Source organism: Streptosporangium carneum, from assembly GCF_027922005.1.
In the GTDB taxonomy this organism is placed as follows: Bacteria; Actinomycetota; Actinomycetes; order Streptosporangiales; family Streptosporangiaceae; genus Streptosporangium; species Streptosporangium carneum.
Genome location: NZ_BSEV01000008.1, coordinates 263,674 through 282,577 on the forward strand (window position 1 = coordinate 263,674; position 18,904 = coordinate 282,577).

The window sequence follows — 18,904 nt, forward strand, 5'->3', positions numbered from 1 at the left end:
GTTCCTGGGCCGGTCGTGTTTCTGAACGACGAGGTCGGCGGGTCCCCTCCGAGCGGGGCCCGCCGAGCGGCCTGCCTCGTCAGCGCGCCTCGAAGGCCTCCGCCACCGCCGCCCTGACGCGGTCCATGGCTCCGGCGGCGGAGACCTCACGGTTCAGCGAGGTCATGTCGACCTCGGGCATGCCGCAGGCCACCGCCCAGCCCCACGGGGTCAGGTCGCCGTCGACGTTGAGGGCGAACCCGTGGCTGGTGACCCCGCGGCTCTGCCGCATGCCGATCGAAACGATCTTCCGGTCCGTCTGGGCGGTCCACACGCCGGTCAGCAGCTCGGAGCCGGGCGGGGTGTCGCGGCGCTCGGCCTCGACCCCCAGCGCGGCGAGCGCGCTCACCAGCCGGAGCTCGACCTCGCGCACGTAGTCGACGATCCCCTCCGACTCGTCGAGCTTGACGATCAGGTATCCGACCAGCTGGCCGGGACCGTGATAGGTGAGCTGGCCGCCTCTGCCCGTGCTCACGACCGGAATGCCGTGTGAGGGATCGGGCAGATGCTGCTCCAGCGTGCGCCTGCCGACGGTGTAGACCTGCGGATGGCTGAGAAGCCAGAGCGTGTCGGGGCGCTCGTCGCGCTGCCGCCGGCCGACCAGGTCGGCCATCCGCTCCATCGCCTTCTCGTAGTCCACCAGGTCGTCCTGCAAAAGTGCCAGCGGCCGTTCCCTCATGGCCCCCAGCCTAATTTCAGTAGCGGACCGCCGGAGCCTTGGGGATGAAGATCCACATCAGGACGTAGACCACCCACAGCGGCCCGGGAATGAGAGAGAGCAGCAGCCACAGCACCCGGACAACCGTGGGTGACCAGCCGAGGCTCTCCGCGATCCCGCCGCAGACGCCGGCGATTATCTTGTGGTTTCTCGAACGGTGCACTTGTCTCTCCCCGGATCGTTGTTCTTCACCCGGTCCAACGACGGGCGGGAAAACCCACGTTCCCGAGAGATCCCTGAGAAAACCCTGTCAGGGTTCTCCCCCATCGCCCGTTTCCTCACCGGCCGTCTTCAGGGCCTGCCTCACGGAGGCCGACGCACCGGCCTGCCACCCGGTCAGTCCCCGAAGGTGTAGCTCCTTCCCTCGGGCCCCTCGGAGACGCGTACCTTCGACTCCGGCTCGTCCCACTGCTGAATGGAGACCTCCCACTTCCCCGCCTCGGGGGTGAGTTTCCGCAGGAGCAGGTTGGCCCTGTCCGAGGCGACCCGCAGGTCGGACACGAAGTCGACGCCGTCCGGCACCCGGTCGCGCCGTATGACGGCGACGGTGACATCCGTGGGCCCGTCGGCGCTGAACTCCCAGAGCGCGGGCTTGGCCCCGCACGGCAGCGACTTGGCGAGAACGCCGTCGTCACCGCCCTTCCCCGCCCAGATGAAGGCGTGCAGCTCCTCGCCCTCGCACCGGACGTACACCCGCGCCCCGCCGTGCAACGCGGGCGCGAAGGCGACTCTCCTGTTGATCTCGGTGAGACGACGGCCCTCGATCTGGTGCCCGTTGGGCAGGCCCGCGAGGTTGCGCTCGCCGTGCGCGGCGGGCAACGTGCCGCTGTCCAGGCAGATGTCCGGCGAGCAGGACATGCTGGAGACGCCTCCGTCGTGGATCGCGATCTCCCACAGCGCCTCCCGCGGTGCGGAGTCGGCGAGCATCCGGTCGAAGTCCCCGGAGGAGAGAGTGCCGTCGCTCCGCTCCCTGACGTCCTGCGGCACCTGGGAGGCGGGCACGGTGAACGCCTCCACCGTGGCGGGGACGCCCTCCCTCGCCTCGTCGAGGGAGCCGGACAGGGTCCACTGGGTGTCGTGCGCTCCGCACACGCCGCCGTCCACCTGGTCGCCGAGGCGCACGAACGCCCAGCCCTCCGCGCAGTTCACCCGGTAGGAGGTCTCGTCGCTCCTGGGCGTGACCGAGAGCCGCTCCACCTTGGCCGTGTTCTCCGAGCGCGCGCCCGCCAGCCGTACCCCCTCCTCCCTCGGCGCCCTCTCGGTCTCGCCCACCCTGGCCGCGATGTCGGACCGCCGCCCGTTCGCACCGGACACTCCGGACAGCAGGGACGGCACCAGCACGGCCAGGACCGCGAACGCGGCGGCCACCGTCCCCGCGGCCGCCCACCCGCGCCTCCGCCGGATCCTCCTGCCCCGCGCGACGATCTCGTCGAGCCGGGCGGGGCCCCCGCGCCCGCCCTCGCTGCGCGCGGCGAGCAGCTCCCTCAGGTCGTGCTCGGTGTGGCTCATCGCTCCGCTCCCGTCATCGTCTGAACCCCCTGGTCGACCCGCAACCTGGTCAGGGCCCTGCCGAGCTGGCTCTTGACCGCCCCGACCGAACAGCCGAGCACGTCGGCCACCTGGGTCAGGGTCATCTCCTCGAAGTAGTGCAGGACGACCACCGCCCGCTGACGGTTCGACAACGCGCCGATCGCCGTCCACAGCACGTCCCTGTCGCCGACCTCACGCGTGAAGTCCCTCGTCTCCACCCGGTCGGGCAGCTCGGCCGTCGGGATCTCACCCCGCCAGCGCCGCCGCCACCAGGAGGCGTGCGTGTTCGTGATGATCCGGTAGACGTACGGATCGGGGTCTCCGTCGATCCGCCGCCAGGCGAGCCACGCCCTGGCCAGCGCCGTCTGCACCAGGTCCTCGGCGATCGCCCAGTCCCTGGTGAGGAGGTACGCCGTTCTTCGCAGCCGTTCGTGACGCTGCGCGACGTACTCAGCGAACTCTGTCATCCCTGCCTCCAGCGTGACGCCTTCGAGGATGACTACCGCCGGGACCCGGCGTCCGGATGACAGCCGACACCACCCGAATGACCGCGTCACGTAAGGTCCCAGGCTCCGCTAGCCTCGCCTACGTCACGCACACGCGCTGGGACGGAAGGTGCCCAAGTTGATCGGCTGGTTCGAAGCGGTGGTCCTCGGGCTCGTTCAGGGATTGACAGAGTTTCTGCCGATCTCCTCCAGTGCCCATATCAGGGTCATCTCCGCGTTGTTCGGCTGGGAGGACCCGGGTGCCGCGTTCACGGCGGTGATCCAGATCGGCACAGAGGCCGCGGTGCTCATCTACTTCCGCAAGGAGATCGGGGAGATCATCTCCACCTGGGTGCAGGCGCTGTGGAAGCCCGAGCTGCGCCAACACCACGCGGCCAGGATGGGCTGGTACATCATCGTCGGCACGCTGCCGATCGTGGTGCTCGGCCTGCTGTTCAAGGACAGCATCGAGACCGTCTTCCGCGACCTGCGTCTGATCGGCACCACGCTGATCGTCTTCGGTGTGATCCTCTGGTTCGCCGACCGCACCGCCCGCAACAAGCTCACGCTGGAGAGGCACCTCAGCTTCCCGCACGCCCTGATCTACGGCTTCGCCCAGTCGCTCGCCCTGATTCCCGGCGTCTCCCGCTCCGGCGGCACGGTGAGCGCGGGACTGCTGCTCGACTACCGCAGGGAGGAGGCCGCGAAGTACTCCTTCCTGCTGGCCATCCCCGCGGTGCTCGGCGCGGGCGTGCTGGAGCTGTTCAAGATCGGTGACGGCGCGAGCCCCGACTGGGGCCCGACGATCCTGGCCACCGTGATCTCGTTCGTCGTCGGCTACGCCGCGGTCGCGTGGTTCCTGAAGTACATCAGCACGCACCGCTTCACCGGTTTCGTGATCTACCGGATCCTCCTCGGCATCCTCATCATCGCCCTGGTCAGCCTCGACGTCCTCCAGCCCATGGCCTGACCCCGCCCACCTCACCCACCGGCCTGGTCTCCCAGGCCACTCCCTCGCCGCGGCCCCGCACCTCCACCCGTCCGCGACCGTCCACAGCGCCGGTACGGCGAGCGGCGGAGCAGGGCGGAACCGCACCGACGCGCGGCACCACCTGAACCTCCACCCCTCCGCGACCGTCCACAGCGCCGGTACGGCGAACGGCGGAGCGGGGCGGATCGGCGCCGGTGCGCGGCGCGCGGCCCGGTTGGGAGAGACCGGCCCGGTTCGGAGAGACTGGCCTGGTGCGTTCCGACTGGTCGGGTCTTCCCGTCCGCCATGCCCTGCCCGAGCTGCTCGCCGCCCTGGACGAGCACGGCGTCGCCGTGCTCACCGCGCCTCCCGGCACCGGCAAGACCACGCTCGTCCCGCTCGCGCTGGCCGGTCTGGTCGGCGACTCGCCGCCGAGGCGGGTCGTCGTGGCCGAGCCCCGGCGCATGGCGGTGCGGGCCGCGGCGCGGCGGATGGCCTGGCTGCTGGAGTCGGAGGTGGGCGCGGAGATCGGGTTCTCGGTCCGCGGTGAGCGCCGGGCCTCCGCGAGGACGGTCGTCGAGGTCGTCACCACGGGAGTGCTCCTGCAACGGCTCCAGCGCGACGCCGAACTCGACGGCGTGGACGTGGTGCTGCTGGACGAGTGTCACGAACGCCACCTCGACGCGGACACCGCCCTGGCCTTCCTCCTCGACGTCCGCTCCACCCTCCGCCCCGACCTTCGGCTCGTCGCGGCCTCCGCGACCGCCGACGCCGTCCCGTGGGCCAGGCTGCTCGTCTCCGGCGCGCCGGGCGACGTCCCCGCCACCCCCACCGCCCCCGCCGACCTTCCGACCTCCTCCGTACCCGACGACCCCGGCCCCGCCCCCGGCGGCCTCGGCTCCGCACCCGACGTATGGTCGACGGCGGCGGCGCCGATCGTGCACGCCTCCGGCGTCGCGCACCCCGTCGTCCCCGTCTGGGCGCCCGCGCCCGGCACGGTGACGCCCCCGCGCGGCCTGCGGGTCGACCCCGTGTTCCTCTCCCACGTCGCCGACGTCGTACGGCGCGCGCTGGGCGAGCACGAGGGGGACGTGCTGTGCTTCCTGCCCGGGGTCGGCGAGATCGGCAGGGTGGCGGCGGCGCTCCAGGGCTCCGCGGGCCTCGGGGACGTCGAGGTGCTCCAGGTCCACGGCCAGGCCGCGGGCCGCGTCCAGGACGCCGTGCTGTCTCCGGGGTCGCGCAGGAGAGTCGTGCTCGCCACCTCGGTCGCCGAGTCGAGCCTGACCGTTCCCGGCGTCAGGATCGTGGTCGACTCGGGTCTGGCCCGTGAGCCCCGCACCGATCACGCCAGGGGCCTCGGCTCGCTGACGACGGTGCGCGTGTCCAGGGCCTCCGCGACCCAGCGCGCGGGCCGGGCAGGGCGCGAGGCCCCGGGTGTCGTGTACCGGTGCTGGTCGCGGACCGAGCACGACCGGCTGCCCGAACACGCCCAGCCCGAGATCGCCCTCGCCGACCTGGTCGGCTTCGCCCTCCAGGCGGCCTGCTGGGGCGACCCCGCCGCCACCGGCCTCGCCCTCCTCGACCCGCCCCCACCCGCCGCGATGGACGCCGCCCGGCGGACCCTGCACGCCCTGGGAGCCCTGGACGCCCCCGGAGGCCGGGTCACGGCCAAAGGCCGTGGGATGGCGGCCGCCGGAGTGCATCCCCGCCTTGCCCGGGCTCTGCTCGACGTCGGCGCGGAGGCGGCCGAGGTGATCGCGCTGCTGTCGGAACGGCTTCCCGCGGACGCGGGCGACGACCTGGTCGCGGTCTGGCGTTCCGCCCGCCGGGGCGGCGACGGCTTCTCCGCCCGATGGCGTCAGGAGGCGAGGCGGCTGAGCCGTGCCGTTCCTCCGGGAGAGCCGACCTCCCGGGCGGAACCCGGACGGGAACAGGACTCCTCTCGGGCAGGCGTCGGTCGGGGAGCGGAGTCCTCCCGGGCTGAAGTCGGGCAGGCACAGGAGTCCTCCCGGGCAGGCGTCGGTCGGGGACGGGGGTCCGGCGGCGTGCCTCTGTCTCCTGGACCTGGCGGCGACGTCCGGTCGCGACAGGGACGGGGCGGGGCCTCCGTGCCCTGGCACGCGGAGCGGGGTGACGACGCGCTGGCCGGGCTGGTCGTGGCGCTGGCCTATCCGGAGCGGGTGGCCAGGCGGCGGGGCGGCTCCTACCTGATGGCGTCGGGGACGGCCGCCGAACTGCCTCCCGGCTCACGGCTGGGCGGCGCCGAATGGCTCGCGGTCGCGGTCGCGGACCGGCCCGCCGGGTCGGCGGCGGCCCGCGTCAGGCAGGCCGTCGTGATCGACGAGGAGATCGCCAGGGTCGCCGCCGCGCCCCTGTACGGCTCCGCCGAGGAGATCGGGTGGCGGGTCCCGCCAGGCGAGCGGCGTGGGGACGTCTCGGCGCGCCGGGTGGAACGGCTGGGCGCCGTCGAGCTGTCCTCGGTCCCGCTGAGCGACGCCGACGTCAGGCCCGCCCTCCTGTACGGCCTGCGCGCCGAGGGCCTGTCGATCCTGCGGTGGACCCCAGAGGCCGTCACCCTGCGCGAGCGCCTGGCCTTCTGTCACCGCGCGCTCGGCGACCCCTGGCCCGCGATGGACGACGACTCCCTGGTCGACGCGGCCGATCTGTGGCTGGAGCCCGAGCTGTCCCGTGCCCGCCGCAGGGCCGACCTCGAGCGGCTCGACGTGGCCTCGGCGCTCGGCCGCCTGGTTCCCTGGAGCGCGCGCCTCGACGAGACCGCTCCCGAGCGGATCGAGGTGCCGAGCGGGTCGCGGATCAGGGTCGACTACTCGGGGGAGCAACCGGTCCTGGCCGTCAAGCTGCAGGAGCTGTTCGGCTGGGACGAGGCGCCGCGCGTCGCGGGGACGCCGTTGGTGATCCATCTGCTGTCCCCCGCGGGACGGCCCGCGGCGGTCACCTCCGACCTGGCCTCCTTCTGGCGCGGTGACGGCTACCGCGCGGTCAGGGCGGAGCTGCGCGGCTGCTATCCCAGACATCCCTGGCCCGAGGACCCCCTGTCCGCCGTGGCGACCCGCCGCGCCAATCCGCGCCGCTGAGCACCGCCCGGATCGCCGGGCACCGGGCCGGATCGCTGAGCACCGGCCGCGCCACCGAGCGCCGCCCGGGGCCCCGTCGCCCGCCTCCCCGCCCACGCCGCTGAGCACCGGCCGGGACCCGCGGCGGAAGGCGAGCGGGCTCAGACCTCGGTGCGGGCCCCCGCGGGAAGGATGTCCTCGAACCGGGTGACGGGGAAGTCCATCGAGTAGAGGCCGCCGCCGGTGGCGGAGGAGACGGCCAGAGCGGCCCGGTAGAGGACCTCCATGTCCGAACGGTGTGGATCGCGGGCGTCGATCTCCAGGCCGACCACGTGGCCCGAGTCGCGTGCGGGCAGGCCGGGCGGCGAAGCCCCCGGACGGCGGGCGGGCGGATACTCGTAGGTGACGAGGATGGGGTCGCCCTTCCTGCCCTCGATGCGGCACACCCGCAGGTCGTGGTCATGGTCGACGGTCCGCTCCCCGAGGATGGGGCGCACCATCTGGGCCACCTTCTCGCAGTCGAGGCTGAGGTGGGCGTCCAGGCGCACCTCGAGGTCCACGTGGTCGTCGAGGGCCTCGTGCTCCTCCACGGGGTGCAGCGTGCCGCCGAGGCGGCTGGCCAGTCCCGCGAGGAGAAGTCGGCGGGCGGCCTTCCCTCCGCCGCGGGCGATGACCGCGCCGCGCATGCCCAGGGGCACGCGGGCCAGCGCCGCCTGCTCCTCGCTGATCACCGCGCGGCGCAGCCTGGTCCCCCGCGCGGTGAACCAGTCCCCCGAAACGGTCAGGCCGGGGTCGTACTGGCGGAGCAGGCTCTCCAGCCTGCTCAGGTCTATCGGGCGGGGGGTGAGCAGGGCGGGGCTGAGTCGGAGCTGCCGTGCCGTGCGATCGAGGAACCACATGTCTCCGAGTGTGCCGCCGAACGCTTGGGGGTGGCTTGCGGTTCACATGCCTCCGGGAGACGCGCTATCGTAGTGATATCACTTCGATAGCAAAGGTGGAGCACATGGAGCGACGTGCCTTCCGAGTCAACGGTTTCGCCGTTCTGGTCGGGCTGCTGATCCTCGGCGCGGTCATGGCGGGGATCGCGCTGGCGTCGGGAACGGAGATCGTCATCGCCGCGGTCGCGATCCTGTGGGCCGTCGTCGCGGTCGTGGTGAGCACCGGCTTCGTGGTGATCAACCCGAACGAGGCGAAGGTCGTGCAGTTCCTCGGCCGCTACGTCGGCTCGGTGAACGACGCGGGCTTCCAGTGGGTGCTGCCGTTCACCAGCAAGCAGCGGATCACCCTGCGGGTGCGCAACTTCGAGACGGCGAAGCTCAAGGTGAACGACGCCGACGGCAACCCCGTCGAGATCGCGGCCGTCGTCGTCTACCGGGTGACCGACCCCGCGAAGGCCGCCTTCTCCGTGGACGACTACGAGGAGTACATCGCGATCCAGTCGGAGGCCGCCGTCCGGCACCTGGCCACCAGCCACCCCTACGACGCCCACGAGGAGGGCCGCACCAGCCTGCGCGACGGCGTCGAGGTGGCCGCCGAGCTGACCGGCGAGCTGGTCGAGCGCACCGAGCTCGCGGGGGTCGAGGTGCTCGAGGCGCGCATCACCCACCTCGCGTACGCCCCCGAGATCGCCCAGGCGATGCTGGTCCGCCAGCAGGCCACCCAGGTCGTCGCGGCGCGCACCCAGATCGTGGCCGGCGCGGTTGGTATGGTCCAGCTGGCACTGAACCGGCTGGCCGAGGAGGGCGTCGTGGAGCTCGACGAGGAGCGCAAGGCTCAGATGGTGTCCAACCTCCTGGTCGTCCTGTGCGGCGACCGGGCGACCCAGCCGGTGGTCAACGCCGGCAGTCTGTATGCCTGAGCGGAAAAAGATCCTGCTCAGGCTGGATCCGGGCGTCTACGAGGCGATCGCCAGGTGGGCGGCGGACGACCTGCGGAGCGTGAACGCCCAACTGGAGTACGCACTGCGCCTGGCCCTCAAGGGGGCGGGGCGCGAGCCCAGACGAACCGAGCGGGATAACGCCGACGAGCCGGACAAGTCATCTGATTGAGACGTGAGAAGCTTCCCCTGACGCACTCGCCGGATCACACTCGGTTCATGTCCTGGGTGGGAAAGTCCGCAGCCGAGATCGCGGAGGCCGTGCGACAGGGGAAGGCGACCGCGCCGTCGGTCGTCGAGGAGCACCTCCAGGTCATCGCCGAACGCGACGGGCGCATCGGGGCCTTCCGCAGGGTCCGCGCCGAACGGGCGCTCGCCGAGGCCCGGACCGTACAGGAGCGGGAGGACCTGGCCGGGCTGCCGCTCGCCGGCGTGCCGGTGGCGATCAAGGACAACGTCGCGGTCAGGGGCGAGGCGGCGCGCAACGGGTCGGCGGCGACGCCGTCGGCCGCCGCCACGGAGGACCACCCGGTGGTCGCCAGGCTCAGGGCGGCGGGCGCGGTGGTCGTCGGGATCACCAACGTGCCCGAGCTGTCCCTGGCCGGGTTCTGCGACAGCGTGTACAGCGTGACCCGCAACCCGTGGGACCCGCGGCGCACGCCCGGCGGATCCTCAGGTGGGAGCGCGGCGGCGGTGGCGGCGGGAATGGTCCCGCTGGCCCACGGCACCGACGGGCTCGGCTCACTGCGCATCCCCGCGGCCTGCTGCGGGATCGTCTCGATCAAGCCGGGCCAGAAGGTGGTCCCGCCGCCCGAGCAGGACTGGTACGGCATGTCGGAGAACGGCCCGCTGGCCACGACCGTCACCGACCTCGCCCTGGCCCTGGCGGTGATGGCCGGCGACATGTCCCTGGCTCCCCCGGCCGGGAACGGGACGGGCTCCCCCGGACACCTCGAGTTCTCCGGCGACGTCGGCGACCGTCCGGGCGGACTCGTCCCCTCGGGGCCGACGGGCCTGCGGATCGCGGTGGCCGCCACACCGCTGCCGTCCGGCTTCACGGTCGACCCCGAGTTCCAGCGGGCGGCCGTCGAGGCGGCCCACACGCTCGGCGGCGTGGGACACACCGTGGTCGAGCACGACGCCCGGCTGCCGGGCTGGCTGGGCAGCGCCGCGATCGCCACCTGGCTGGCGTGCGCCCTACGGGACGTGCGGGGACTGGATCCGCGCAGGCTGGAGCGCCGCACCAGGTCGCTGGCGAGGGCGGGCAGGCTGCTCGCCCGGATCGGGATGACCGGCTCGACGGGCCGCGACCGCTGGCGCGCCCACGCGGCGGACCACTGGTTCGGCGACGCCGACGTGCTCGTCACCCCGACGCTCGCCGACGTCCCGCCCCCCGCCGAACGCTGGGGCCGCCGCGGGCTGCTGAAGAACATGCGCGTCAACGTCACCTACGCCCCCGCCACCGCCGCCTGGAACATGGCCGGCTGGCCCGCCATGAGCGTTCCGTACGGCTGGCACTCCACGGGCATGCCGATCGGCGTCCAGCTCGTCGCCCCGCCCGGGGGCGAGTCCCGGCTGCTGGCCCTGGCGCTCCAGCTGGAGGCGGCCCACCCCTGGCTCAGGCACGCCCCGCTCGGCTGAGAACGAGCGGAACGTGCCCGCTGACGGTGCCCGCTGACGGTGCCCGCTGACAGTGCCTGCTGACGGTGCTCAGACGCCGTTCGGGTGCCAGACCGTCTTGGTCTCCAGGAACGCCGTCAGACGCCTGGTGCCGGGGTCGGCGAACCAGTCGGTCCCCGCGCTCGCGGACGGGCGCAGGACGCGCTTGAGGTTCTCCGCCGCCGCCTCCTCGCACGCGACCGCCAGGTCCCCGTCGGCGACGCCGGTCAGGTCGACGGCGTTGACGTCCATGTGCGCGGCCAGCCAGGGGGCGATCTCCGCCACCGAGCCGGTGAGGACGTTGACCACGCCGCCCGGCAGGTCGGAGGTGGCCAGCACCTCGGCCAGGGTGATGGACGGCAGCGGGGCCCGCTCGCTGGCGACCACGACACAGGTGTTGCCGGTGACGATCACCGGGGCGATCACCGAGACGAGGCCGAGCAGGGGGTCGTCGGGGGCGACCACCGCGACCACCCCGGTCGGCTCAGGCGAGGAGACGTTGAAGTACGGCCCCGCGACCGGGTTTGTCGACCCGGCGACCGCGGCGATCTTGTCGGACCAGCCGGCGTACCAGACCAGCCGGTCGACGGCCGCGTCCACGACCCTTCCCGCGTCCCTCGCCTTCCTGACGCCCGCGTCGGCCAGCTCGGCGACGAACTGCGCCCTGCGGCCCTCCAGCATCTCGGCCACGCGATAGAGGATCTGCCCCCGGTTGTACGGCGTCGCGCCCCACCAGCCGGGGAAGGCCTTGCGCGCGGCCGAGACCGCGTCGCGGGCGTCCTTGCGGGACGCCCTGGACGCGTTGGCCAGGAAGTCGCCCCCTGAGGAGGTCACCACGTAGGACCTTCCGCTCTCCGAACGCGGGAACGCCCCGCCGATGTACAGCTTGTACGTCTTGCGCACGGCCAGCCGTACCGTCTCGGCCTCACTCATCGCCCCGCCCTCTCCACGTGCTCTCCTGCTGCGCCAGCCGGGCCGGCACGAAGATCTGGCCGCAACGGCTCACCCCGCACCGATGGGCGAACCAGCCGCGCAGCACCGGGCGTCCCGCCCTGGCGAAGCCGTGGTTCCTGGTCGCCTGGGCGCGGCGGGAGCGGCGCCTGGGCCTACGGTGCTCACACATCGAGATACGCCTCCAGACCGTGCCGTCCGCCCTCTCTGCCGTACCCGGACTCCTTGTAGCCGCCGAACGGCGACGCGGGGTCGAACCTGTTGAAGGTGTTGGCCCACACCACGCCGGCGCGGAGCCTGTCCGCCATCCACAGGATGCGCGACCCCTTCTCCGTCCACACGCCCGCCGACAGCCCGAACGGGGTGTTGTTGGCCTTCTCCACGGCCTCGGCCGGGGTGCGGAAGGTCAGCACGGACAGGACCGGGCCGAAGACCTCCTCGCGGGCGATGCGGTGCGACTGCGCCACCCCCGTGAAGATCGTCGGCGGGAACCAGAATCCCCTGTCCGGCAGCGGGCACTCCGGGGACCAGCGCTCGGCCCCCTCCACCTCTCCGAGGTCGGACAGCTCGCGGATCTTGGCGAGCTGCGCCGCGGAGTTGATCGCGCCGATGTCGGTGTTCTTGTCCAGCGGGTCGCCGAGGCGGAGTGTGGCGAGCCTGCGCTTCAGCGCGTCGAGCAGCTCGTCCGCGACCGACTCCTGGACCAGCAGCCGCGAGCCCGCGCAGCAGACGTGCCCCTGGTTGAAGAAGATCCCGTTGACGACGCCCTCGACGGCCTGGTCGAGCGCGGCGTCGTCGAACACGATGTTGGCCGCCTTGCCGCCCAGCTCCAGGGTGACCTTCTTGCCCGATCCCGCGACGGACCTGGCGATCATGCGGCCGACCTCGGTCGATCCGGTGAAGGCGACCTTGTCGACGTCCGGGTGGTTCACCAGGGCGGCGCCGGTCTCGCCCGCCCCGGTCACGATGTTGACCACGCCCGGCGGGAGGTCGGCCTGCCGACAGATCTCCGCGAACAGCAGCGCGGTCAGCGGGGTGGTCTCGGCGGGCTTGAGGACGACGGTGTTGCCACAGGCCAGCGCGGGGGCGATCTTCCACGCCAGCATGAGCAGCGGGAAGTTCCACGGGATGACCTGGCCTGCGACGCCCAGCGGCCTGGGGTCGGGACCGTGGCCCGCGTAGGCCAGCTTGTCGGCCCAGCCCGCGTAGTAGAAGAAGTGCGCGGCGACCAGCGGCAGGTCGACGTCGCGGGACTCGCGGATCGGCTTGCCGTTGTCGAGGGTCTCCAGCACGGCCAGCTCGCGCGAGCGCTCCTGGATGATGCGGGCGATCCTGAACAGGTACTTGGCCCGCTCGGAGCCGGGCATCGCCGACCAGGGGCCGAACGCCTTCCTCGCGGCCCTGACCGCCCTGTCGACGTCCTCCTCGGTCGCCCAGGAGACCTCGGCCAGGACCTCCTCTGAGGCGGGGTTGATGGTCTTGTGCCGGTTCTCGCCCTGCGAGTCGACCCACTCGCCGCCGACGAACAGCTGGTAGGACGGCTTGATGTCGACGACGTCGCGGGACTCGGGGGCCGGTGCGTATTCGAACATCGCTCAGTCCAGGGTGAAGTAGTCGGGGCCCGCGTACCGGCCTGTCGCCAGCTTCTGACGCTGCATCAGCAGGTCGTTGAGCACGCTGGACGCGCCGAGACGGAACCAGTCGGGGTCCAGCCATCCCTCGCCGACGGTCTCGTTGACCAGGACGAGCATCTTGATCGCGTCCTTGGTGGTCCGGATGCCGCCCGCGGGCTTCACCCCGACCTTGCGTCCCGTCGCGGACAGGAAGTCGCGGACCGCCTCCAGCATGACCAGCGTCACGGGGAGGGTCGCGGCGGGCTGCACCTTGCCCGTCGAGGTCTTGACGAAGTCGCCCCCGGCCAGCATGGCCAGCCAGGAGGCGCGCCGTACGTTGTCGTAGGTCGCCAGCTCACCGGTCTCCAGGATCACCTTCAGGTGCGCCTCGCCGCACGCGGCCTTGACCGCGGCGATCTCCTCGAAGACCTTGAGGTAGTCACCGGAGAGGAAGGCTCCCCTGTCGATCACCATGTCGATCTCGTCGGCCCCGGCCGAGACCGCGAACGCGGTCTCGGCGACCTTGACGTCCAGGGACGAGCGACCGCTGGGGAACGCGGTCGCGACGCTGGCGACCTTCACCCCTGAGCCGCCGAGCGCGCCTACCGCCTGGGCGACCAGGTCGGGGTAGACGCACACGGCGGCCACCTTCGGCACGGAGGGGTCGCTCGGGTCGGGACGGACCGCCTTGGCGCACATCGCGCGAACCTTGCCGGGCGTGTCGGCGCCCTCGAGCGTCGTCAGGTCCACCATGCGGATGGCCAGGTCGACGGCCCACGCCTTGGCCGTGGTCTTGATCGATCGAGTGCCGAGCATCGCAGCTCGCTGGTCGGCGCCCACACGGTCGACACCGGGCAGGCCGTGGAGGAAGTTTCGCAACGCGACGTTGGACGAGGCCACATCCGCGAGCGAAGTAGTCATAGTTGACACCTCTCCAGCATGCCGACTGGTGTGATTACTTCCAAACTGGACGCTGCCCAGTCCCACCACTGGTTTTCGTCAACATTCGCCGACTTCGGCCTGTGGACACGACGGGTCTCCGGTGGTTCCCGTCCGCCTGTCCGCGCTCGTACGCGACCGTGTTCCGTCCTCAGTCGCAGACCACCTCCCCGGCCTGCGGGCGGACGTTGACGGCGGTCCAGGCGGCCTTGACCGCGTTCACCTCCAGGCAGCTGCCCGGAAAGAGGGTCCGGGCGGCACTGACGGTGGCGGCCCGCGCCTTGGCGTGTGTCCAGAGAGGGGTTTTGAGCTGCAGTCCCGCGTAGAAGATCTGCCCCGCCTTGACGATGCCGATGCCGGTCAGCGACGAGGGGCCTCCGCAGACGGGGCTCGCGGGCCTGCCCGGCGGGTTGGTGCCCTCGGCGAGGAGATAGAACCAGTGGTTCTGCGGACCCGCCCCGCTCAGCGGATCGGACATGGCAGATGTCGTGTAGCAGTTCGGGTCTCCCACGACGGAGGGGTTGTACATGTGGCGGAGAGGCCCGGAGCCGAACACGTTCACCTCCTCGCCGACGGTGTAGTCCGGCTCGTCCAACGCGACCGGGTGGTTGACGTAGTGCTCGGTCAGCGCACCGAAGATGTCCCCGGCCGATGTGGCCAGCGTCGCGGCCTCGGGTGTTTCCGCGGGGCCTGCGCCGCTTCCCGAGGTGTCGTAGACGAGGCGTCCGTACTCGTGGGCGACCATGTCGAGGGAGACGAGCTGCTTGGCGCGGGCCTGGTTGCGGCCGAAGTAGGCGAAGTCGACGTGCCAGTAGTTCCTGGGTTCGTTCAGGCCGACCCGCGCGGGATAGCTGTGCCCCGCGCCGTCGATCCCGTCGCGTCCCATCCAGTCACGGAGCATGTCCGAGAACCGCTGCGCCCCGAACAGGACGTCGACGCAGGCGGTCTCCAGGTTGGTGCCCGTTCCGTTGCCCCAGACGTCGATCCGTTTGGTGAAGACGGCTCCGCTCGGGCGCGCGCATTTGAGGCCGGGGCGGACGGGGTCGGACATGGAGTGGACGAACCCGGTCCGCGTGGTCTGGATGGTCACCGGGTTGCCGTTGAAGTGGCTGTTGCCGGCGCCGTGGGCGACCACGCGCTCACGCGCCCGGGAGCTCGGCGGGGCGGCGGTGGAGGGCCCGCCCGGGGCGGCGGGAGGCGCGTCCGAGGCGGCCGAAGGCGTGTCCGGGGCGGCGCTCGCGCCGCTCGTCAGGGCGGGTGCGCCCGTGAGGGCCAGCGCCACGACGGCGATGGCTCCCAACCTGATCCTGGGGTTCATTCCCGATGACTCCTCCACGTTCGTCAGGAGCCGCAGCCGGCCGGGCTACGTCGAACGTGACACCGGAAACGCGACAAGAGAACCCCATTGTTTTCCATACCGCCGTCGCATGGCTCTTTTCGTCGGAGAACACGAATCAGAAAGCCGAAAAGCAGCCAGAGGGCCGTATTCGGGCACGGGCCCGTGCCCGGGACGCCCGCTGCGGCCCGGGGACACCCGTCGCCTCGGAGCCGGACGCGGTGATGCTCCAGCAGCTCCCAGATCTTCCGACCAGGCACGAAAGAGCCGGGATCACACAGGACCGAACGCCCACTAAGGCGGGTCGCCGTCGCCTAGGTATGCCCGGTCTCGGCCGCGCCCCGGAGATAGGGCATCCGTCCGATGTGGCGAGGGGGGCCTTAGAACGACTCTTGAGTGTGTAAGGAAGTCGCACCACCCGGGACAGCGGTCCCGTGAGGAGAAACCAGAGATGTCTCCCGAACTGCACCGTCAGATGATCGACCAGCGGGCGTCCGAACTTCGCAGGGAGGCGGCCGAGTACCGCCGCGCCCGCGAGGCCCGGCAGGAGCAGGACAAGCAGGACAAGCAGGACAAGCGCTCCTCCGGCGAGCGTCGCCGGAGCCTCTTCGGCAGGATCGCCTCCGCATGACCAGGTCACGAGAGCCCGGCCGCCGCCTCCCGTCCGGCCGGGCCTCCCAGCCTCCGTAGGGATCTTCCGCTGAGGGATAAATAGGAAGAGGACCCCATATAAGGCATGACATGCTGGAAGACATGATGGGTCGGGCGGTAAGCCCCGTCTTCGTGGGGCGGGAGGCGGAGCTCGCTGGCCTGGCCGAGGCCTTTGAGCAGGCGAGGGACAACGCGGCCGCGGCGGTGCTGCTGGGAGGCGAGGCCGGGGTCGGCAAGTCCCGGCTGATCGGGCGCTTCGCCGAGCACGCCGCAGGCGAAGGGGCGCACGTGCTCATCGGCGGCTGCGTCGAACTGTCCACGGAGGGCCTCGCCTACGCGCCGTTCACCGCCGCGATCCGCCAGCTCGTACGCGAACAGGGCGCGCACGAGGTCGCCGCGCTGCTGCCCGGGCACGCCGCGCGCGACCTGGCCAGACTGCTGCCCGAGTTCGGCGAGCCGAGCGGCGACGCGGAGACCGACACCGCCAGGGCCCGGCTCTTCGAGCAGATCCTCAATCTCCTGGAACGACTGGCGGAACGCCGCCCGGTCATCCTCGTCATCGAGGACATCCACTGGGCCGACCGCTCAAGCCGGGACCTGATCGCCTTCCTCAGCAGGAACCTCCGTACCGCACCCGTCCTGATGATCCTCACCTACCGTTCGGACGACCTGCACCGCCAGCACCCGCTCCGCCCCGTGCTCGCCGAGCTCGGCCGGGTCGACGGAGTCGTCAGACTGGACCTGCCCCGGCTCACCCGGGACGAGGTCGCCGCGCAGATGACCGGCATCCTCGGCACGACACCCGAGTTCGCCCGGGTCAACCAGGTCTTCGAGCTCAGCGAGGGCATCCCGCTGTTCGTCGAGGCGCTGCTCGAGTGCGGCAGCGACTGCTCCTACCCCGACTCCCTCCACGACCTGATGATCGGCACCGTGGAGCAGCTCCCCGACGAGACCCAGCGGATCCTGCGCATCGCGGCCGCCGGCGGGATCAGGGTCGGCCACGACCTGCTGGCCGCGGTCAGCGGACTGTCCGAGGTGGACCTTGAGGACGCGCTGCGGCCCGCCATCGCCGCCAACGTGCTGCAGGTCGCCGACAACCGGGCCTACGTCTTCCGGCACGCCCTGATCCGCGAAGCCGTACACGAGGAGCTCCTGCCCGGCGAGCACGTACGGCTGCACGCCCGCTTCGCCGAGGAGATCGGCAGGAACCGCAAGCTGGTCCCCATGGGCAGGGCCGCCATCGAGATCGCCCACCACTGGTACTCCGCCCGCGACGACCTGTGGGCCCTGATCTCCGCCTGGGAGGCGGCGGGCAAGGCCGCCAGGACCTTCGCCTACAACGAGAAGATGCAGCTGCTCGAGCGGGTGCTCACGCTGTGGAACAAGGTCCCCGACGCCGCCGCGCGGATCGGCGTCGACCACACCACCGTCCTGGAACAGGCCTCCGAGGCCGCCTACGCCTGCGGTGAGATCGACCGGGGCATGAAGTTCGTCAAGGCCGCGCTGAGCGAGCTGGACGAGAGCGCCGAACCCGAGCGGGTGGCCGAGCTGGTCGTGCGGCTGGCCCAGTTCAAGATGTCCAAGCGCAGGCCAGGGGTGCTCGACGACCTGCGCTACGCCGCGCGGCTGGTCCCCGAGCCCGGGCCCGACCGCGCCCAGGTGCTGTCCAGGCTGGGCTCGTTCCTGATCTTCAGCGGTGAGATAGCCGAAGGGGCCGCGCTCACCGAGGAGGCGCTGCGGATCGCCCGTGAACACAGCGACGAGTGCCTGGAGGCCGACCTCCTGCTCAACCTCGCCCTGTGCCCCTCGATCGAGGGACGCCTCGAGGAGACGATCGCCGTCAACTCGACCGCCCAGGCGATCGGCGAACGCAAGCAGTCGGGCCGCATCGTGCTGCGGGCCCTCAGCAACAACGTGGACGCGCTCAACAACATGGGGCGTTCGGCGGAGGCCATCGAGCTGGCGCTCGAAGGCGAACGACTGGCCAAGAAGTACGGTCGCTACCGGATCTCGGGCACGTTCATCGCCAACAACCGGGCGGAGGCGCTGGAGGCGCTCGGGCGCTTCGAGGAGGCGGCCCAGCTGGTCGAACAGGCGCTCACCATGGACCCGATCCCCCGCACCCGCCACCACCTGCGCCGGATCAGGGCGGACGTGGCGGTCGCGCGCGGCGAGGTCGACATCGTCAGATCGGTGCTGAACGAGGTGGAGGCCTTCACCGTCCAGGAGGAGTTCACCCAGGAACGGACCGCCAACACCCGGCTCAGACTCGGCCTGCACCTGCTCTGCGGCGAGCCGCTGGCCGCGCTCGAACTGGCCGAGCGGTTCATCCGGGAGGCACAGCTCACCAGCAAGCCCATGCTCGGCTGGCGGGTGCTCGCCCTGCTGTCCGCGGTCTGCGAGGCCTCGGAGGCGCTCGCGCCCGAACGCGCGGCGGCGCTGCGCTCCCAGATCGAGGAGACCTGCGCCTCGATGGGCACGCACAGCCCGGTCGCCGAGGCCTACCGGCTCAGCGTCAACCGCGACCACGACGCCGCCGCCATCGCCTGGGAACGGCTCGACCGTCCCTTCTCCCGCGCCAAGTCGCTGCTCCACGCGGGGCGAGCGGCGGCGGGCGCGGGAGACCGCGAGGGCGCCGCCGTACGGCTGCGCACGGCCCACCCCATCGCCCTGGCGCTGTCGGCCAAGCCCCTGGCCACCGAGATCGAGACGCTGGCCCGCAGGATCGGGGTGTCCCTCAGCGGGGAGTCGCCGGCAGCGCTCTCCGCTCCCGCCTCGACGCCGCAGGCGCCGCTGCTCACCCCCCGTGAGCAGGAGGTCCTGCGACTGGTCGCCCAGGGACGGTCGAACCGCGACATCGCGGCCGAGCTGTTCATCTCGGCCAAGACCGTGAGCGTGCACGTCTCGAACATCCTGGGCAAGCTCAGCGTCTCGACCAGGGGCGAGGCCGCGGCGGCGGCGCACCGCCTCGCCCTGATCGGCTGACTTCCTGCATCATGGGATCGGTCGGGACACCGGGGCCGGTCGGGTGCTGGGACCGGTCGGGTGCTGGGACCGGTCGGG

General features: G+C 71.8%; 17 protein-coding genes. 7 read left to right on the top strand and 10 right to left on the bottom strand.

Annotated elements, in window-relative coordinates:
• Positions 1-79 precede the first annotated feature (79 nt).
• The 4 genes from lipB to PKF00_RS19855 form a co-directional block, all read right to left on the bottom strand.
• On the bottom strand, positions 80-718 hold the full coding sequence (gene lipB / locus PKF00_RS19840; RefSeq protein ID WP_271219057.1) for a lipoyl(octanoyl) transferase LipB: 639 nt from the start codon (positions 716-718) through the stop codon (positions 80-82).
• Positions 719-734: 16 nt separating this feature from the next.
• Positions 735-920 carry a PspC domain-containing protein gene (locus PKF00_RS19845; protein ID WP_271219058.1) on the bottom strand — a complete coding sequence of 62 codons (186 nt, stop codon included), beginning with the start codon at positions 918-920 and terminating at the stop codon, positions 735-737.
• 173 nt (positions 921-1,093) lie between these two features.
• On the bottom strand, positions 1,094-2,266 hold the full coding sequence (locus tag PKF00_RS19850; protein ID WP_271219059.1) for a hypothetical protein: 1,173 nt from the start codon (positions 2,264-2,266) through the stop codon (positions 1,094-1,096).
• A complete protein-coding gene (locus PKF00_RS19855; protein ID WP_271219060.1) occupies positions 2,263-2,754 on the bottom strand; it encodes a SigE family RNA polymerase sigma factor in 492 nt (163 codons plus the stop codon). The genes PKF00_RS19850 and PKF00_RS19855 overlap by 4 nt, the downstream gene beginning before the upstream one ends.
• Positions 2,755-2,902: 148 nt before the next feature.
• Here PKF00_RS19855 and PKF00_RS19860 point away from each other — a divergent pair, with 148 nt between their 5' ends.
• Together PKF00_RS19860 and PKF00_RS19865 are read left to right on the top strand one after the other, a co-directional pair.
• Entirely contained in the window at positions 2,903-3,742 is an 840-nt protein-coding gene (locus PKF00_RS19860; RefSeq protein ID WP_271219061.1) for an undecaprenyl-diphosphate phosphatase, read from the top strand.
• Between the two features lie 272 nt (positions 3,743-4,014).
• The gene (locus PKF00_RS19865; RefSeq protein WP_271219062.1) at positions 4,015-6,837 is read left to right on the top strand and encodes an ATP-dependent RNA helicase; all 2,823 of its coding nucleotides are present in this window, start codon (positions 4,015-4,017) and stop codon (positions 6,835-6,837) included.
• A gap of 140 nt (positions 6,838-6,977) precedes the next feature.
• On the opposite strand, the gene PKF00_RS19870 is transcribed toward PKF00_RS19865, so the two are convergent.
• Complete coding sequence (locus PKF00_RS19870) at positions 6,978-7,715, bottom strand: hypothetical protein (protein ID WP_271219063.1); 738 nt, start codon at positions 7,713-7,715, stop codon at positions 6,978-6,980.
• A gap of 104 nt (positions 7,716-7,819) precedes the next feature.
• Between PKF00_RS19870 and PKF00_RS19875 the strand changes: the two genes are divergently transcribed.
• The 3 genes from PKF00_RS19875 to PKF00_RS19885 are packed head-to-tail and all read left to right on the top strand — an operon-like array spanning position 7,820 to position 10,333.
• Entirely contained in the window at positions 7,820-8,674 is an 855-nt protein-coding gene (locus tag PKF00_RS19875) for an SPFH domain-containing protein (RefSeq protein WP_271219064.1), read from the top strand.
• The gene (locus PKF00_RS19880; protein WP_271219065.1) at positions 8,667-8,864 is read left to right on the top strand and encodes a type II toxin-antitoxin system antitoxin; all 198 of its coding nucleotides are present in this window, start codon (positions 8,667-8,669) and stop codon (positions 8,862-8,864) included. The genes PKF00_RS19875 and PKF00_RS19880 overlap by 8 nt, the downstream gene beginning before the upstream one ends.
• 47 nt (positions 8,865-8,911) lie before the next feature.
• Positions 8,912-10,333 carry an amidase gene (locus PKF00_RS19885; protein WP_271219066.1) on the top strand — a complete coding sequence of 474 codons (1,422 nt, stop codon included), beginning with the start codon at positions 8,912-8,914 and terminating at the stop codon, positions 10,331-10,333.
• Between the two features lie 69 nt (positions 10,334-10,402).
• On the opposite strand, the gene PKF00_RS19890 is transcribed toward PKF00_RS19885, so the two are convergent.
• The 5 genes from PKF00_RS19890 to PKF00_RS19910 all read right to left on the bottom strand — a co-directional run bounded on the left by PKF00_RS19890 (position 10,403) and on the right by PKF00_RS19910 (position 15,172).
• Positions 10,403-11,284 carry an aldehyde dehydrogenase family protein gene (locus PKF00_RS19890; RefSeq protein ID WP_271219067.1) on the bottom strand — a complete coding sequence of 294 codons (882 nt, stop codon included), beginning with the start codon at positions 11,282-11,284 and terminating at the stop codon, positions 10,403-10,405.
• Positions 11,277-11,474, bottom strand: coding sequence for a hypothetical protein (locus PKF00_RS19895; RefSeq protein WP_271219068.1), 198 nt, complete (start codon positions 11,472-11,474; stop codon positions 11,277-11,279). The genes PKF00_RS19890 and PKF00_RS19895 overlap by 8 nt, the downstream gene beginning before the upstream one ends.
• On the bottom strand, positions 11,467-12,894 hold the full coding sequence (locus PKF00_RS19900) for an aldehyde dehydrogenase family protein (protein ID WP_271219069.1): 1,428 nt from the start codon (positions 12,892-12,894) through the stop codon (positions 11,467-11,469). Before PKF00_RS19900 ends, PKF00_RS19895 begins: the two co-directional genes overlap by 8 nt.
• A 3-nt stretch (positions 12,895-12,897) precedes the next feature.
• Positions 12,898-13,836, bottom strand: a complete 939-nt coding sequence (gene deoC / locus PKF00_RS19905; RefSeq protein ID WP_271219070.1) for a deoxyribose-phosphate aldolase — start codon at positions 13,834-13,836, stop codon at positions 12,898-12,900.
• A gap of 169 nt (positions 13,837-14,005) precedes the next feature.
• Entirely contained in the window at positions 14,006-15,172 is a 1,167-nt protein-coding gene (locus PKF00_RS19910; protein WP_271219071.1) for a M4 family metallopeptidase, read from the bottom strand.
• 469 nt (positions 15,173-15,641) lie between these two features.
• Here PKF00_RS19910 and PKF00_RS19915 point away from each other — a divergent pair, with 469 nt between their 5' ends.
• Positions 15,642-15,821, top strand: a complete 180-nt coding sequence (locus PKF00_RS19915) for a hypothetical protein (RefSeq protein WP_271219072.1) — start codon at positions 15,642-15,644, stop codon at positions 15,819-15,821.
• A gap of 110 nt (positions 15,822-15,931) precedes the next feature.
• Positions 15,932-18,826 carry a helix-turn-helix transcriptional regulator gene (locus PKF00_RS19920; protein WP_271219073.1) on the top strand — a complete coding sequence of 965 codons (2,895 nt, stop codon included), beginning with the start codon at positions 15,932-15,934 and terminating at the stop codon, positions 18,824-18,826.
• Positions 18,827-18,904: the final 78 nt, after the last annotated feature.